This is a genomic window from Geomonas agri (assembly GCF_020179605.1).
Taxonomy (GTDB): Bacteria; Desulfobacterota; Desulfuromonadia; order Geobacterales; family Geobacteraceae; genus Geomonas; species Geomonas agri.
The window spans coordinates 1,397,844-1,414,757 of sequence record NZ_JAINZO010000002.1 but is presented as its reverse complement, the minus strand read 5'-3'; the positions used below and the strand labels follow the sequence as shown (position 1 = coordinate 1,414,757).

The window sequence follows — 16,914 nt, the reverse complement described above, 5'->3', positions numbered from 1 at the left end:
TTGTGCATCTATCGGATAAATCTGGGGATGCTTTAGGGATTGGTTGGGATTTGGATGGGGCAGCAGGGGGGGGGCTTTATAAAGAAAAAGGCCCGGCTCCCTTGCGGGGCCGGGCCTTCTCGTTTCGTCTCTGTAGTGGTCCTAGTCGACCGACTTCCTGAGGAAGGTCGGGATATCGTACTGGTCCTCGTCGTCCATCAGGAAGCTGCGCTGTTGCCTGGTGGCTTCACGCTCCTGCTTGGCGCGGATGTAGGTCGGGATCTCGCGGTTCACTTCGGGCTGCGGCTTGACCAGGGTGCTCACGTTCTTGATCTCGTGACGACCTTTCTCGAGGTCGAAGCGGTCGCCGAAGCCGGTGGCGATGGCGGTGACCTTGATGGTCTCACCGAGGTTTTCGTCGATGACCAGACCGACGATGATGTTGGCGTCCTCGTGCACCTTCTCGTGGATCACCTTGCTGGCCGCGTCGAACTCGTCCATGGTCATGGAGGAGGACCCGGAGATGTTGACCAGGACGCCCTTGGCTCCCGAGATGTCGATGTCTTCCAGCAGCGGGCTGGAAATGGCTTTCAGAGCGGCGTCAACGGCGCGGTTCTCACCGTTGCCCAGGCCGATACCCATCATGGCCATGCCGCGCTCGCTCATGATCGACTTGACGTCGGCGAAGTCGACGTTGATCAGGCCGGACTGGGTGATCAGGTCGGAGATGCCCTGCACCGCCTGGCGCAGCACGTCGTCGGAAGGCTTGAAGGCGTCCAGGATGGACATGGACTTGCCGGCCAGACCGAGGAGCCTGTCGTTGGGGATGACGATCAGCGAGTCGACGTGCTTCTTGAGTTCCTTGATGCCGTCCTCACCCTTGGCCAGGCGCTGGCGCCCTTCGCGGGTGAACGGCTTGGTGACCACGCCCACGGTGAGCGCGCCCTGCTCGCGGGCGATTTCCGCGATGATCGGGGCGGCGCCGGTGCCGGTGCCACCGCCCATGCCGGCGGCTACGAAGATCATGTCGGCACCGTTCAGTGCCTCGGTGACCTTGTCCTTGTCCTCAAGTGCGGCGTCGCGGCCGACGTTGGGGTTCGCGCCAGCACCGAGACCCTTGGTGAGCTGGGTTCCGATCTGTATCTTGACCGGCGCCTTGGACATCCTGAGCGCCTGTGCATCAGTATTGGCAACGATGAAATCGACCCCTGCGATGCCCACAGTCATCATGGTGTTGACTGCGTTCCCGCCGGAACCACCAACGCCTATTACTTTTATCTTCGCAGTCTGGTCGATACTTTCATCGAAATGAAACATGAACTACCCCCCTTATTATCGCGCCCCCCGGCGGCGGCAAAAATATTAGCCGGTTTTATACTACGTTTGCCCCGATAATGGAAGCCCTAAAACACTATATGTTGTGTTTTTTTAGAAGAACTCGCCAAACCACTCCTTCATCCTGCGGCTCACCCGGCGGAACACCGTCTCGTCACTTTGCTGGGTCGGGAACTCGTGCACACCGACATTCTTGGAGCCGTAGACCACCAGGCCCACGCCGGTGGCGTAAACCGGTGAATTCACGACGTCGGTGAGGCCGCCAATGCGCTGCGGCAGGCCGCGACGCACCGGGAGATTGAAGATCTGCTCGGCCAGTTCCGGCATCCCTTCCAAGATGGTGGAGCCGCCGGTGATGACGACGCCCGAGGCGATCATGTCCTCGAGGCCGCTCTTCACGATCTCGCGGTTCACCAGGGTGAAGATCTCCTCGACGCGCGGCTCGAGGATTTCGCAGAGGAGCTGGCGGGAGAGGATGCGCGGCTTGCGACCGCCCACGCTGGGGACCTCGATGGTCTCGTCCTTGCCGACCAACGAGGAGAGGCAGCAGCCGTACTTCTGCTTGATACGCTCGGCTTCGGCCATGGGGGTCCTGAGGCCGACGGCGATGTCGTTGGTGAGGTGGTTGCCGCCCAGGGAGAGCACGGAGGTGTGCTTGATGGCGCCGTCCACGAAGATGGCGATGTCGGTGGTGCCGCCGCCGATGTCCACCAGCGCGACGCCCAGTTCCTTCTCGTCGGCGGAGAGGACGGCCTCGGAGGAGGAGAGCTGTTCGAGGACGATGTCGGCGACCTCAAGCCCGGCGCGGTTGCAAGACTTGACGATGTTCTGGGCACTGGCGACGGCGCCGGTGACGATGTGCACCTTGGCCTCCAGCCTGACGCCGCTCATCCCCAGCGGCTCGCGGATGCCGTCCTGGTCGTCGATGATGAATTCCTGGGGGAGGATGTGGATCACTTCGCGGTCCATCGGGATGGCGATGGCCTTGGCGGCCTCGATCACGCGCTTCACGTCCTCGGGGGACACCTCGCGGTTCTTGATGGCGATGACACCCTGGGAGTTGAAGCCCTTGATGTGGCCACCCGCGATACCGGCGTAGACCGACTTGATCTCGCAGCCGGCCATCAGCTCGGCCTCCTCGATCGCCTTCTTGATCGCGGAGACGGTGCTCTCGATGTTGATCACGACACCTTTTCTGAGCCCCTTGGACGGGCTGGTGCCGATACCGACGATGTCGATACCGTCCTCGGTGACGTTGCCGACGATGGCGCAGATCTTGGTTGTGCCTATATCAAGGCCGACGATCAGGTTATCCCTTCTGGTTGCGGACATGCTCCCCCCTTTTCCTACACTTTTTTAACTATGATTTTGTCGATGTAATCGAGGTCTATGTAATCCAATGCATGCATCTGCGGTTTGAGATCGCGGTAGATGTTGGATAGGCGCGCGAGCTTCTCGCTGAAGTCGCCATTGCCCAGTTTCACCGGAACGCCCCCCTGCATGGTGAACAGGGTGAAGCCGTACCCCTTGCTGTAATGAATCTCCGAGATATCCGCCAGGCTGAACACACTGCCGGACTTCAGGGTGCCGATCAGTTGCAGCGCGCTCTTCAGTGCATCCTGGCTCCCCTTCGGGTCCTGGGACAGGTCCTCCTCGGTTATGCCGGTGATGAGCGGGTAGTCGAGCCGGTCCCCCTCGGAGAGGGACTTGAACAGCACGCCCTTATCATCCAGGTAGTAGAGGCAGCCGACGTTGGCCACGGCCTGCGGGGTCCTTTCCGAAGCGGTGATGGACAGCGTGTGCGGGAAGTAGCGCCGCACCTGTACCTGCTCCAGCCACGGGTCCTTGGAGAGCCTTGCCATGATGGTCTTCAGGTCGAGCCCGATCATGGAGTCTCCGGGCCGGACCCCGGCCAGCGTGACGATCTCCTCGCGGGACACCTTCTTGAGCGGCGACACCTCGATCGTTTCCAGGCGGAGCAGCGTGGTGCGCGAGACAAGGTGGTACCCCTTCCAGCCACCGAATCCGGCGATGGCGCAGACGGCGGAGACGCCGATCCCCCGGGAGAGCCACTTGAGGATGGGGCCCCAGTTGATGGGCTTACGCTCCTTGGGCGGCTTCTTGACCCTGTTGTGGGGCACTCTCTGTTTTTTGGCGTGTAGATCGCGCATGGCAGTTACCGTCTCGATTGAATTTCAATGCAAAAAATAGCATCCGGCTAAGAACCAGACTAAGACTACAGGGTGAATCGGGACTTCAAAGCATCAGATCTTGAGCGATGCCGCCTGGAGAATGCGCACCACCAATTGATCGAAATCGATATCCGAGCCGCGTGCGATCTCCGGCAGCAGGCTCAGGTCGGTCATGCCCGGCAGGGTGTTCACCTCGAGGAGGTAGCACTCACCGGCTTCGTTGACCAGGAAGTCGACGCGGCTGTAGCAGTCGCACCCGAGAGCGGCGTGGGCCTTCTCGCCTTCCTTCAGGACCGCCTGGTACACGTTCTCCGGCAGGCGGGCCGGGAGGATGTGCTCCGCACCGCCGTCGGTGTACTTGGCCTCGTAGTCGTAGAACTCGTTCTTCGGGACGATCTCGATGGCGCCCATGGCGCAGCCGTCGAGGATGCCGACCTGGACTTCCTTGCCGCTGATGAAAGCTTCGACCAGGATCTCGGAGTCGTAGCGGAACGCTTCCGCCAGTGCCTTGTCCATCTGTCCCGGCTCTTTCACGATGCTGACGCCGACCGAGGAGCCTTCCTTGGAAGGCTTCACCACCACCGGGAGCGGATTGGCGAGTTTCAGGTTCTCGCCACGGCGCAGCACCTGGTAGGGGGCGAGCTTCAACCCGGCGGCGGCAAACATCACCTTGGCGGCAACCTTGTCGATTGCGAGGGCCGAGGCGAGCACGCCGGAACCGGTATAGGGAATCGCCATCAGTTCCAGGAGTCCCTGGACCGAACCGTCTTCGCCGAAGCGGCCGTGCAGGGCGATGAAGGCAAGCTCCACCTTCTCTTCCGCGAGGCGCTGGGCCAGGTCGCGCCCGACATCGATGCCGACGGCGTTGAAGCCCTGGCGCGTGAGCGAGGCGAGTACGGCCTTGCCGGAGTTAAGGGACACCTCGCGTTCGGCGGAAAGGCCCCCCATCAGCACGGCGATCTTCTTGGTTTTCAGTTCCGCTGCGGTCATCGCGTTACATCCTCTTTCTTTTACGGCTATCCCTCGCCGACTATTCTTACTTCTTCTTCCAGCTCGACCCCTGCGCTCTCCTTCACCCGGAGCTTGATCAACTCCGCCAGAGCCAGGAAGTCGGCGGCAGTGGCGCCACCCTTGTTCACCAGGAAGTTGGTGTGCACCTCGGAGACCTGGGCTCCCCCGATCATCCAGCCGCGCAACCCTGCTGCGTCGATCAGCTTCCAGGCGCTCGCGCCGGCGGGGTTCTTGAAGAAGGAACCAGCGTTGGGGAAACCGACTCGCTGGCCGCCGCGCTTGGTGATGTACTCCTGGATGCTCTCCTCGATCAGGCGGCGCTCGACAGGCTCCAGTCTCAGCCGCGCCCCCAGCACGATCTCGCCCGGCTCCAGTTTCAGGAACCGATAGCCGTATTCCAGTTCGTCCCGTTTCCGCACCAGCACCCCAGTCTCCCGCAGCGTGGTCAGCAACTCGACCCGCTGCATGCTCTCACCGCCGTGGGCACCGGCGTTCATGGTAAGCGCGCCGCCAAAGCTTCCGGGGATCGCGCTCAGAAACTCGATCCCTCCCAGGCACTGTTGCGCGGCATAGCGGGTGAGGGCTTGGTTGGTTACCCCGGCGCCAACTTCGAGTCGCGCCCCCGGCTGCGGCTCCATGGTGTTGAACCCTTTCACCGAGACCGCGCACCCCCGGATGCCGCCGTCGCGAACCAGGAGGTTGTAGCCGCCTCCGATGACCAGGAAGGGTATCCCTGCCGACCGGATCTGCCCCAGGGCCCGCTCCAGGTCATCGAGGTCCGCCGGCTCCAGGTAGAGATCCACCGGGCCGCCAACCCTGAGCGAGGTGTGCCGGGACATGGGCTCGTCCCACAGGACGGTCCCCCTCGTCCCTTGCGCTACCTGCTCCAGATCGGCCCGGGACCAGGTCACTTCTCCCCCGCCGCCTTCAGACGCTCCAGCATGCTCTCACCCACCTGCCAGACGTTGCCGGCGCCGAGGGTGAGCAGGATGTCGCCCGGGGCGAGCACCCGCTCCAGGTGTTCGCAGAGCTTGTCGCGCTCCGGGATCCAGGTGACGTCCTTCTGGCCGTGCCTTCTGACCCGCGCCGCGAGCGACTCGGCGGTGATCCCCTCGATGGGGGCCTCGCCGGCCGCGTAGATGTCGGTGAGGATCAGCACGTCGGCATCGTGGAACGCCTTGACGAAATCCTCGAAGAGCTCCTTGGTGCGCGAGTAGCGGTGCGGCTGGAACACGACCACCAGGCGGTTCTCCGCGAAGCCGGCCTTGGCCGCGGCCAGGGTCGCCTTGATCTCGGTCGGGTGGTGACCGTAATCGTCGACCACCATGATGCCGTTCACCTCCCCTTTCAGGGAGAAGCGGCGCCCGACGCCGCCGAAGGCCTTGAAGCCTTCCTGGATGGTCTCGAACGGAATGTCCAGCTCCATGGCCACCGCAATGGAGGCCAGGGCGTTGAGTACGTTGTGCGCCCCGGGCATGGAGAAGGTGATCTCGCCCAGCCGGACCCCCTTGTGGTGGGCCACGAAGCTGGTGGAGAAGCCGGAGAGGCGCACGTCGGTGGCGCGGAAATCCGCCTGGGCCGACAGGCCGTAGCTGGTGAAGCGCTTCTTCACGCGCGGCAGGATGTCGGCGATGTTGCCGTTATCCAGGCAGAGTACGGCCAGGCCGTAGAAAGGCACCTTGTTGATGAACTCGACGAAGGTGTCCTTGATCTCCTCGATGCCGCTGTAGAAGTCGAGGTGGTCGGCGTCGATGTTGGTCACCACGGCGATGGTCGGAGAGAGGAGCAGGAAGGAGCCGTCGGACTCGTCCGCCTCGGCCACCAGGAACTGCCCCTGCCCGAGGCGGGCGTTGGTCCCGAGCGAGTTGAGCCTGCCGCCGATCACCATGGTCGGGTCGATGCCCCCCTTGGCCAGGAGCGTCGCCACCATGGAAGTGGTAGTGGTCTTGCCGTGGGTGCCGGCCACCGCCACGCCATACTTCATGCGCATCAGTTCGGCGAGCATCTCCGCACGCGGGATCACCGGAATCAGCTTCAGGTGTGCCTCGACCACCTCGGGGTTGTCCTCGTGCACGGCGCTGGAGATGACCACTACGTCAGCCTGGGCCACGTTTTCGGCGGCGTGGCCGATGAAGATCTCGCCCCCGAGGGTTTCAAGGCGCTGCGTGGTATCCGAGCTGCGCAGGTCGGAGCCCGAGACCTTGTAGCCAAGGTTCAGCAGCACCTCCGCAATCCCGCTCATACCGATGCCGCCAATGCCGACAAAATGTATCCGCTCTATCTTTCCGTACACTGTTGCTCCCTTCGGGAGCAGGTTAAGGTTGAGGTTAAGAAGAACATCCCCACACTTTGACCCGCCACCGATTTATTCATTTCAGGTTGTTCTCAACCTTGGCCTTAACTTCAATCTGCTTGCTTCATAACCATGGCCGCGACGATGGCCTGGGCGGCATCGAGCTGGGCCAGGGACCTGGCGTTTTTCTCCAGTTCAGCCACCTGCTCCGGGTGATTCATCAGGTTGAGGATCTCGGCGGCCAGGTGCATCCCGGTCAAGTCCTCTTCCAGGATCATCCGCCCCGCATCGCGATTCACCAGCGACTCAGCGTTCTTCCTCTGGTGGTCGTCGGCCGCAAACGGATACGGGATGAAGATGCAACCCTTGCCGCAGGCGGTCACCTCGGCGATGGTGGTCGCTCCGGCCCGGCAGATCACCAGGTCGGCGGCGCCGTAGGCCGCGGACATGTTGTCGATAAAGGAGAGCACCTGCGCCTGGACGCCCTGGGCCTGGTATCCCTCGCGCACCCGCGCCACGTCCTTTTCCCCGGTCTGGTGCGTGATGCGCAGCTTCGGCTTCACCTGCTCCAGGTGCGGGAGCGCCTCGAGCATGGCGCTGTTGATGCGCTGGGCACCGGCACTGCCGCCGAAGACCAAGAGGCTGAAGATGTCGCCCGTGGTCTTGGCGTGCTGCTCCTGGAAGCTCCAGAGGATCTCCTTGCGAATCGGGTTGCCGGTCATCTGGGTGATCCGGCCCGGGAAGAAGCCGGCCGCCTCCTCCATGGAGATGAAGATCCCGTCGACCACCCGGCTCAGCACCTTGTTGGTGAGACCGGGGGCGGCGTTCTGCTCGTGGATGAAGGTTCTGACCCCCATGCCGCGCGCGGCGAGGAGCATCGGGGCCGAGGCGTAGCCGCCGACTCCGAGCACCAGGTCGGGCTTGAAGGTCTTCAGGATCTTCCTCGACTGCGAGTAGCCGTAGAGCAGCCGCCCGGCGCTCAGCAGTTTCTTGACGGTACCCATCCCCTTCATGCCGCTGGCGGAGATCAGTTCCAGCTTGTAGCCAAGCTTGGGGAGCAGGCGCGCCTCTATGCCGCGCTCGGTCCCCACGAAAAGAACCTCGTTCTCCGGGCCGCGGGCCAGGAATTCCTCGGCCACCGCTATGCCCGGGAAGAGATGCCCCCCGGTGCCGCCTCCCGCGATAATCAGCCTCATGGCGTCCCCCTCATCCTGGTGGAGACGTTGAGAAGCACGCCTACCGCGCACAGCGAAATGATCAACGAACTGCCACCGTAGCTAAGAAACGGGAGCGCGATCCCCTTGGTGGGGAGCAGTCCCGTGACGACGGACATGTTAATGAAGGCCTCCAGGCCGAGCAGCGTGGCGATGCCGAAGGCAAGGAAACGTCCGAAGCTGTCCTCGGCGGCGATGGCGACCCGGATGCTTCTCTGCACCAGCAACAGGAACATCGAGGCGATCACGATCACCCCGATGAACCCCATCTCCTCGCCGAGCACGGAAAGGATGAAGTCGGTATGCGCTTCCGGGAGGTAGAACAGTTTCTGCTTTCCTTCGCCGAGCCCCTGCCCGAAGAAGCCCCCGGTGCCAAGGGCCAGCCAGGACTGGATGATCTGGAACCCGGCGTCAGTGGGATCCTGCCAGGGATCAAGGAAAGCGGTGATGCGCCGCATGCGGTAGGCCTTGGTGAAGACCAGGTAGCAGATGCCGGGCAGCGCCACGAGCCCCATCCCCAGGATGTACTGCACCTTGGTGCCGGCCGCGAAGAGCATGACGATGGCCACCACCAGCATGGTGAGCGCCGCCCCCATGTCGTGCTGCGCCAGCAGGATGGCGATGAAGACCCCGAGGATCAGCATGTACGGGAAGAAGCCGGACATGAACTGTTTCAACTTTTCCTGGCGCTTCTCCAGCGAGTAGGCCATGTACATGATCAGCGCCACCTTGGCGAGTTCGGAGGGCTGGAAGTTGAAGCCGGGGAGCCTGATCCAGCGCGAGGCGCCCTTGGCGGTCCCGCCGATGCCCGGTACGAACACCAAAATGAGCAGGAAGAAGGTGCCCAAAAAGAGCGGCACGGCCCACTTCTTCCAGACGTGGTAGTCGATGTGCATGGCGAGCCCCATACCGATGAAGCCGATCAGGGCGTACAGGGACTGCCGTTTCAGGAAGAAGAAACCGTCGTGGAATTTCTTGGCGGCCATCACGGAGGACGCGGAGTAGACCATGACCACACCGAAACAGGTGAGGATCACCGCCATCATCAGCACGATCATGTCGTACCCCTCCAGCCGCTTCACTTCCCTTCCGCCTCCTTGGCCACGCGTACCGCCGCCTTGAAGCGCTCGGCGCGCTCCTCGTAGTTCTTGAACATGTCGAAGCTGGAACAGGCCGGCGAGAAGAGGACCACGCCGCCGGGCTGGGTGAGCTTACGGGCGGTCTCAACCGCCCCTTCCAGGGTGTCCGCGAAATGGGTGTCGGTGAGATTGCCCAGCGCCTGGTGCATGCGCTCGCGCGCCTCGCCGATGAGGACCAGGTGGCTGACCCGCTGCGATACCAGCTGGGCCAGCGGTTCATAAGAGCCGCCCTTGTCCTTGCCGCCGGCGATCAGGGTGATGCCGGAATCGAAGCTCTCCAGGGACTTGACCACGCTGCCGACGTTGGTCCCCTTGCTGTCCTCGTAGTAGGCGACGCCGTTCACTTCCTCGACGAACTCCATGCGATGCGGCAGCCCTTTGAAATTCTTCACGGTCCCGTAGGCGCAGTCGCCGTCGCAACGCATGAGCAGGGTGGACGCCATGCTGGCCATGATGTTGTCCAAGTTGTGCACGCCTTTGAGCCTGAAGCCGTCGGTGCCGAAGCGGAGCACCTTGCCGTCGTGGGCGAAGGTGATGAAGCCGTCGCGGTAGCTGATCCCTTCCTCGAGCTCGTGGAAGCGGCTCATGGGGAAGAGCCGCGCCTTGAGCTTCGAGGCGCAGGCGGCGACCAGCGGGTCGTCGATGTTCAGCACGGCGAAGTCGTCCGGCCCCTGGTTTTCGAAGATGCGCAGCTTGGCGTCGATGTACTCCTGGAAGCTGTGGTAGCGGTCCAGGTGGTCCTCGGTCAGGTTCAAAAGCACCGCGACGTGCGGGCGGAAACTCTCGATCCCCTCGAGTTGGAAGGAGGAAAGCTCGACCACGACGCGCTCGACCCGCTCACCACTCATGGCGAGCTCGATGAGTGGGTTGCCGATGTTGCCGCCGACGAAGGTGTCGAAGCCGCATCCCTTGAAGATCTCGCCGGTGAGGGTGGTCGTGGTGGTCTTACCGTTGGTACCGGTGATGGCGACCATAGGTGCCTCGATGAACCAGGAGGCGAGTTCCACCTCGCTTACCACGCGGCGTTTCTGGGCGCGGGCCATCTCCAGCGGCTTGATGTCCATGGGGACGCCGGGGGAGACCACGATCAGGTCAGCCATCAGGAAGCTGTAGGGGACGTGGCGCCCGAGTTCCAGGCACAGGTCAAGGCCGGAGAGTTCCGCCAGGACGTCCTGCAGGGCCTCGTCGTCGCGCATGTCGGTCACGGTCACCAGGGCCCCGCGCTCCGCCAGGAAGCGGGTCACGGCGACGCCGGTCTTCGCCAGGCCCACTACCAGTATTTTCTTATCCTTTAATTCCATGTGACCTTCTTTATCTCTAGCGCATCTTCAGGGTCGAGATGGCGACCAGCGCCAGGATGATGGTGATGATCCAGAACCGGACGATGATCTTCGGCTCGGCCACCCCCTTCAATTCAAAATGATGATGGATGGGCGCCATGCGGAAGATCCGCTTGCCGCGATACTTGTAGGATCCCACCTGGAAAATTACCGACAGCGCCTCGACGACGAACACGCCGCCGACTATGACCAGCAGGATCTCCTGCTTGGTGAGCACCGCCAGGGTTCCCAGCCCGCCCCCCAGCGACAGCGAGCCGACGTCGCCCATGAAGACCTCGGCCGGGTAACTGTTGTACCAGAGGAAACCAAGACCCGCGCCCACCATTGCGCCGCACAGGACGGCCAGTTCCCCGCCCCCCGGGACGTAGGGGATCTGCAGGTAGCCGGAGAGCCGTGCGTTACCGGCGATGTAGCAGAACAGCATGTACGTGGCCGCGTTGATGGCCACCGGGCCGATGGCCAGGCCGTCCAGGCCGTCGGTCAGGTTGACCGCGTTGCTGGCACCTACGATGACCAGGGTCACGAACGGGATGAAGAGGATGCCCAGTTCCGGGTGCAGCCTCTTGAAGAAAGGGAAGTACAGTTCGGTGGAGAAGCCGGGGAGGTTGTAGAGGAAGATGCCGACGCCGCCGGCCAGGATCACCTGCCAGAACATCTTCTGGCGCGGAGAGAGCCCCTTGGGGTTCTTCTCGACCACCTTCTTGTAGTCGTCCACGAAGCCGAGCACGCCGTAACCGGCGATGATGAGCAGGGTGAGCCAGATGAAGACGTTTTTCAGGTCGGCCCACAACAGGGTAGGCACGATGATACAGACCAGGATCAGCACCCCGCCCATGGTGGGGGTCCCCTGCTTCTTCAGGTGCGACTCGGGACCGTCGGTGCGGATTACCTGGCGCGCCTGCAGCCCCTCCAGCTTCCTGACCACCCAGGGCCCCACGATAAAGGAGAGTACCAGCGCCGTGATCATGGCGTAGATGGTGCGGAAGGTCAGGTATTTGAAGACGTTGAAAAGCTTGTAGTCCGAGGCGAGCGGATATAGCAGATGGTACAGCATCAGTCATGCCCCCCTTGTCTCGTGGGTGCCAGCGCCTCTTTTACCGCCGTTGCCACCTTGTCCATCTTCATGCCGCGCGATCCCTTGAAGAGGACGCAGTCGCCGGGCTCGAGCCAAGCGGTGAGTGCGGCGGAAAGTTCCTCGTGGCTCGCCGCGTGGAGGATCCGCTCGGCGGGGAACCCCGCCTCCAGCGCGCCCGTTGCGACTTCCCTTGCCAGTTCCCCCAAAAGGTAGAGCCGCTCGACGGTCGCCGCCGCCTTGCGGCCGAGCTCCCGGTGCGCCTCCTCGGTGCCGAGACCCAGTTCCAGCATGTCGCCCAGAACCGCAGCGGTTCTCGCACCACCGGCCACATCCTTCAAGGTGGTGAGGGCGGCCGCCATGGATGCGGGGTTGGCGTTGTAGCTGTCGTCGATGAGGGTCACGCCGGCCACGTCCTCAAGCTGGAAGCGCTTGTCGTAGGGGGTGAATTCCTCGAGCCCCTGGCGGATCACCGGGCCGGGCACGCCAAGGGCGTGCGCCGCGGCAGCCGCGGCCAGGGCATTGTAGATGTTGTGCCGGCCGTAGGCCTTCAGGGCCACCTGCTCCTCGCCGTCGGGAAGCCGCAGCGTGAAGCTCTCCCCCTCTTTGCCCAGGCTCTTGATGGATGCGGAGGAGACCTCGGCGCCGCGCAGGCCGAAGGTGAGCCGGGTGACGTTCAGGTGGGTCGGGCAGGCGGATACGAGGGGATCATCCACGTTGTAGACCGCCACCGCACCCTCCTTCAAACGGAGGAAGAGCTCCCCCTTGGCGCGCGCCACGCCCTCGACGCTCCCCAGGGTCTCCAGGTGAGCGGGGAAGGCGTTGGTGATGATGCCCACCTGCGGCTCGGCAATCTCGGCCAGGCGGTCGATCTCACCGAACTCACTCATGCCGATCTCGACCACGGCCCAGCGCTCGCGGCCCGTCAAGCGGAACAGGGTGAGCGGCAGGCCAATCAGGTTGTTCAGGTTCCCCTCGGTCTTCAAGCCGGGGCCGGTCTGGGCCAGGATGCGAGCCAGCATCTCCTTGGTGGTGGTCTTGCCGTTGCTGCCGGTCACCGCGACCACCTTGAGGTCGAAGCGGCGGCGGTGCCAGCCTGCCAGGTCACCCAAAGCGTGCAGGGTGTCTTTAACAAGAACGGCACAGGCGCCAGCGGGGAGGCCGTGCCCGGCGTGCCAGCTTTCGGCCATGAGGAACGCGGTCACCCCGCGCCCCGCCGCTGCGGCGATGAAGTCGTGGCCGTCGAAACGCTCTCCCACGAGCGGAACGAACAGCTCTCCCGGGGCAACCTGGCGCGAGTCGGTGGATACGCCCGACACCACGGTCTGCGCCTCCCCGATCATCCTGCCCCCGGTCGCCTCGGCTATTTCTTTCAGCGTGAACATCGCCATCTAAGTCTCTGTTTCCTTTATGCTGCCGGGCGTATTCCAACGCCCTTATTTTCGCCTTTGTCAGACACGAAGCAAAACAAGTAATGTGCCGCAAAACAAGGGAAAAGGAAACCTTTTTTTACACCCTCAGCTTCAGGGCGGCGGCCGCCTCTTCCCGGTCGTCGAAGTGGAACTTCTCGGTGCCCACGATCTGGTAATCCTCGTGGCCTTTCCCCGCCAGGAGCACAATGTCGCCCGGGCGTGCGGCCAGGATGGCGGTGCGCACCGCGGTGCGCCGCGATTCGATGGTGGCGAAGCCCTTCTCGCGCAAGCCCCCCTCCAACTCCTCCAGGCTGTATTCTTTCATCCCCGCCGGGATGCCGGCCCGGACGTCCGCCAAGATCGCCTGCGGATCCTCGGTACGCGGGTTATCCGAGGTGACGATGGCGAGGTCGCTGTAGCGGGCCGCGATCTCGCCCATCACCGGGCGCTTACCTTTGTCGCGGTCGCCGCCGCACCCGAAGAGGGTGATGATCCGGTCCGTCTTCAATTCGGCTATGGTGGAGAGGACGTTCTCCAGGGCGTCGCCGGTGTGGGCGTAGTCGACCAGCACGATGATCCCCTGGTCGTTGGGCACCCGCTCCAGGCGGCCCGGCACCTTCTTGTGCCCCTCGATGCCGGCCACGATCGCTTCCTTGGAGATGCCCAGGGCAAGTCCTGCCCCCACGGCACCCAGCATGTTGTAGAGGTTGAAGCGGCCCAGCAGGTCGGAGTTGATGTTGATCTCGCCCACCGGCGACTTCAGGCGGCAGCGAATGCCGTGCACCGAGAAGTTCGCCTCCGCGACGCTCAGGTCAGCCGGGCCGTTCACGGCGTAGGTCAAGACCGGTGCCGCGGAGTCGGCCGCTATGCGCGCCCCGTACGGGTCATCCAGGTTCACCACGGCACGCCGCAGCGGCTTGTGCACGTTGGGCGTCAGCAGGTCGGTGAAGAGCCGGAGCTTACTCTGGTAGTAAGACTCCATGTCCACGTGATAGTCGAGGTGGTCGCGGGTCAGGTTGGTGAAGATGGCCACGTCGAAGACGCAGCCGTCGGCCCGGCGCTGCTCCAGCGAGTGGGAGGAGACTTCCATTACCGCGCCCTTCGCCCCCTGGTCTACCAGTTCCCTCAGGATGCGCTGCAGGTCCACCGATTCCGGCGTTGTGTTGGGGGCCGGGATGTTGGTGTCACCGAAGCGGTAGCTGATGGTGCCGAGCACCGCCGCTGGAATACCGGCGCGCTCCATGATCCCCTCGACCAGGTAGGTGGTGGTGGTCTTGCCGTTGGTGCCGGTGATACCCACCAGCGGGATGCCGCCGGTCGGGGTGCCGTAGAAGACGGCGGCCATGAGGCTCATGGCGCGGCGCGCGTCCGGAACCTCGACGCAGGTAACCCCGGCAACGGCGCAGGGGCGGTCCGCAATAATTGCGACCGCCCCCCCCTTTACAGCGGATGCCACGAATTCTGTTCCGTCGCTCTTCACCCCGCGCAGGGCGAAGAAGAGCGCGCCTGGCGTCACCTGCCGCGAGTCGTAGCAGAGCGACTTTATCTCGATGGCGTCGTCCCCGGTCACCTTGGCGCCCGGGACACAAGCCAAAAGCTGTCTCAGTTCCATACTTCCCCCATGGTCAGGCCGACGGCACGAAGCGTACCCAGACCTGGTCCTGCGTGGTGATGCGGGCTCCCGGTGGCGGGTTCTGCTCCACCGCCCGACCGCTGCCCTGCAATTTAACGTTGAGGCCGCGCTGTTCCATGACCCTCAGCACCTGCCTCATGCTCATGCCGCGGAAGTTGGGCATGGCCCCCGCATCCGCCCCTTCGACCGTCACCCCCTCGACCACCGCCTGCTCCGTCTGCGGGGTGACCTTCTCGGGTGCCGGGGACGGCTTCTTTTTGATGCTCTTGTCCGGCGGGACGTTCAGGTAGCACAGGGTCTGCTGTGCGATGGCGCTGAAGGCCGGAGCCGCGACCACACCGCCGTAGACGTTGGCGGTCGGCTCGTCCACCATCACCATGATGGCCAGCCTCGGTTTCTCTACCGGCACGAACCCGATGAAGGAGCCGATGCGCTTGCTGGCCGAGTAGCTGCGCCCCTCGACCTTCTGGGCGGTGCCGGTCTTGCCCGCCACCCGGTAACCGTCAACCGCGGCACCGGTGCCGGTCCCCCCCTCGGCCACGACCCCTTCGAGCATGTGGGCGACGGTCTTGGCGGTTTCGGGCGAGATGACCCTTCTCTTCATTTGCGGTCCGAACTGCTGCAGCACGACCCCTTCGTCATCCACGATCCGGTCCACCAAGTAGGGCTTCATCAGGTTGCCGCCGTTGGCAACCGCACAGACAGCAGCGGTGAGTTGCAGGGCGGTGGCGGTTACTCCCTGGCCGAAGGAGATGGTGGCGAGGTCGATGCCGTACCACTTTTCTTGCGGGCGGAGCATCCCGGACACTTCGCCGGGGAGGTCGATGCTGCTCCTTTCGCCGAACCCGAATCCGGTGAGCGCGGTGAACAGGCGCTGCGAGCCGAGCCTCTGGCCGATCTTGGCGGCGCCGATGTTACTCGAGTACTTGAGGACCTGCGGCACGGTCAGCGCGCCGTACTTGTGGGTGTCGTGGATGGTCCTGCCGTACATGTTGCAGGAACCGTTCTCGCAGTTGAAGCTGTCACCCGGGCGAATCACCCCCGCTTCCAGGGCCGCCGCCACCAGGAAGATCTTGAAGGTGGAGCCGGGTTCGAAGCTGTCGGCTATGGCCCGGTTCCTGATCGCCCCGGGGGTAAGTTCCTTCGCGTTGTTAGGGTTGAAGGAGGGGTAGTTGGCCATGGCCAGCACCCGCCCGGTGTCGGGCTCCATGACGATCGCGATGCCGGCCTTGGCGCCGTTTTTCTCGATGGTCTTGGTGAGCTCTTTCTCGGCTATGTACTGGATGTTCTTGTCCAGGGTGAGGACGACGTTGCTACCCTTGGAACCTGCCTTACCCTCGCTTCCTTTCTTCAGGGCGATGTCGCGCCCCAGGGCGTCACGTTCGGTTACCAAGTAGCCCGTGTTGCCGAGGATGATGTTGTCGTACTTCTTCTCGACCCCTTCCAGTCCACTGGGGTCCAGGCCGGTGAAGCCTATTACATGGGCGGCGACCTGTGAGTTGGGGTAGAAGCGGCGGCTTTCCTTGACGAAGCCGACACCCTCCAGTTCCAGCGCCTTCACCTTGGTGGCCTGCTCGGGGGGCATTCTCCGTGCCAGCCAGACGAAGTTCTTCGCCGCTTTCAGCTTGGCCTCGAGCTCCTCCCGGGAACACCCCAGGGCCGGCGCCAACTGCGTCGCCGCCTCAGGAATGCTCTCCATGTTCCTGGTCTCCGCGTAGCAGGAGTCCATCTCGATGGAGACCGCGAAGGGGGCGTTGTTGCGGTCGTAGATACCGCCACGGCTTGGCGTGAGCAGGATACTCTTCTGGTGCTGCTTCTCGGCGATCTTCACCAGCTTGTCGTTGTCCACGACCTGCAGGTAGAAGGCACGCCCGGTTGCCGCTATGAAGAATCCCACGAAGAGCAGAGCCACGAAGCGCATGCGGACCCTGGCCCATTTCTCCCACTTGTCTATCACTTGACGAGGACCACCTGCTGGTCGGTGGGGAGCGCCATACCAAGCTCACCCTTGGCCAGTGCCTCGATGCGGGCCGGCGCCTTCAGGGACGCCACCTCGACCTTGAGGCGTTTGTTCTCCTGCTGCTGGTCCCGGAACTGCTTGTTGGCCTCGCCGATCTTCAGGTTCAGGTTGATCACCTCGACCCGGGACCAGACGTGGAAGATGGAGACCAGCGTCAGCAGGACCATGACACCGGTCAGATACCTGAAGCTGATCCAGTTTTCCCTTACCACAGCGCCGGTGCGTACCGGTGCGGCGACCTTGCCGTAGGCAACTTTGCTCTGTGCCATAGTGC

The 16,914-nt window shown here is 63.4% G+C and carries 14 protein-coding genes; all 14 read right to left on the bottom strand.

Annotated features, from left to right (window positions below):
- Positions 1 to 141 precede the first annotated feature (141 nt).
- Entirely contained in the window at positions 142 to 1,296 is a 1,155-nt protein-coding gene (gene ftsZ / locus K7R21_RS17535; RefSeq protein ID WP_224984560.1) for a cell division protein FtsZ, read from the bottom strand.
- 111 nt (positions 1,297 to 1,407) lie between these two features.
- Positions 1,408 to 2,646, bottom strand: coding sequence for a cell division protein FtsA (gene ftsA / locus K7R21_RS17530; protein ID WP_199396566.1), 1,239 nt, complete (start codon positions 2,644 to 2,646; stop codon positions 1,408 to 1,410).
- Positions 2,647 to 2,660: 14 nt separating this feature from the next.
- Positions 2,661 to 3,485, bottom strand: coding sequence for a cell division protein FtsQ/DivIB (locus K7R21_RS17525; protein WP_224984559.1), 825 nt, complete (start codon positions 3,483 to 3,485; stop codon positions 2,661 to 2,663).
- 93 nt (positions 3,486 to 3,578) lie between these two features.
- Complete coding sequence (locus K7R21_RS17520; protein ID WP_224984558.1) at positions 3,579 to 4,496, bottom strand: D-alanine--D-alanine ligase; 918 nt, start codon at positions 4,494 to 4,496, stop codon at positions 3,579 to 3,581.
- Between the two features lie 26 nt (positions 4,497 to 4,522).
- A complete protein-coding gene (murB, locus tag K7R21_RS17515; RefSeq protein ID WP_224984557.1) occupies positions 4,523 to 5,428 on the bottom strand; it encodes a UDP-N-acetylmuramate dehydrogenase in 906 nt (301 codons plus the stop codon).
- Positions 5,425 to 6,810 carry a UDP-N-acetylmuramate--L-alanine ligase gene (gene murC, locus K7R21_RS17510; protein WP_224984556.1) on the bottom strand — a complete coding sequence of 462 codons (1,386 nt, stop codon included), beginning with the start codon at positions 6,808 to 6,810 and terminating at the stop codon, positions 5,425 to 5,427. Before murC ends, murB begins: the two co-directional genes overlap by 4 nt.
- A 110-nt stretch (positions 6,811 to 6,920) precedes the next feature.
- Positions 6,921 to 8,006 (bottom strand): undecaprenyldiphospho-muramoylpentapeptide beta-N-acetylglucosaminyltransferase, encoded by a 1,086-nt coding sequence (gene murG, locus K7R21_RS17505; RefSeq protein WP_224984555.1) that lies wholly within the window; start codon positions 8,004 to 8,006, stop codon positions 6,921 to 6,923.
- The gene (gene ftsW / locus K7R21_RS17500) at positions 8,003 to 9,082 is read right to left on the bottom strand and encodes a putative lipid II flippase FtsW (RefSeq protein ID WP_224984920.1); all 1,080 of its coding nucleotides are present in this window, start codon (positions 9,080 to 9,082) and stop codon (positions 8,003 to 8,005) included. The genes murG and ftsW overlap by 4 nt, the downstream gene beginning before the upstream one ends.
- A gap of 20 nt (positions 9,083 to 9,102) precedes the next feature.
- Positions 9,103 to 10,464 carry a UDP-N-acetylmuramoyl-L-alanine--D-glutamate ligase gene (murD, locus tag K7R21_RS17495; RefSeq protein ID WP_224984554.1) on the bottom strand — a complete coding sequence of 454 codons (1,362 nt, stop codon included), beginning with the start codon at positions 10,462 to 10,464 and terminating at the stop codon, positions 9,103 to 9,105.
- 16 nt (positions 10,465 to 10,480) lie between these two features.
- Entirely contained in the window at positions 10,481 to 11,557 is a 1,077-nt protein-coding gene (gene mraY, locus K7R21_RS17490; protein WP_217286196.1) for a phospho-N-acetylmuramoyl-pentapeptide-transferase, read from the bottom strand.
- A complete protein-coding gene (locus K7R21_RS17485; RefSeq protein WP_224984553.1) occupies positions 11,557 to 12,966 on the bottom strand; it encodes a UDP-N-acetylmuramoyl-tripeptide--D-alanyl-D-alanine ligase in 1,410 nt (469 codons plus the stop codon). The genes mraY and K7R21_RS17485 overlap by 1 nt, the downstream gene beginning before the upstream one ends.
- 118 nt (positions 12,967 to 13,084) lie before the next feature.
- Complete coding sequence (locus K7R21_RS17480) at positions 13,085 to 14,599, bottom strand: UDP-N-acetylmuramoyl-L-alanyl-D-glutamate--2,6-diaminopimelate ligase (protein ID WP_224984552.1); 1,515 nt, start codon at positions 14,597 to 14,599, stop codon at positions 13,085 to 13,087.
- Between the two features lie 13 nt (positions 14,600 to 14,612).
- Positions 14,613 to 16,577, bottom strand: coding sequence for a penicillin-binding protein (locus K7R21_RS17475; protein ID WP_224984551.1), 1,965 nt, complete (start codon positions 16,575 to 16,577; stop codon positions 14,613 to 14,615).
- The gene (ftsL, locus tag K7R21_RS17470; protein ID WP_224984550.1) at positions 16,574 to 16,909 is read right to left on the bottom strand and encodes a cell division protein FtsL; all 336 of its coding nucleotides are present in this window, start codon (positions 16,907 to 16,909) and stop codon (positions 16,574 to 16,576) included. Before ftsL ends, K7R21_RS17475 begins: the two co-directional genes overlap by 4 nt.
- Positions 16,910 to 16,914 lie beyond the last annotated feature (5 nt).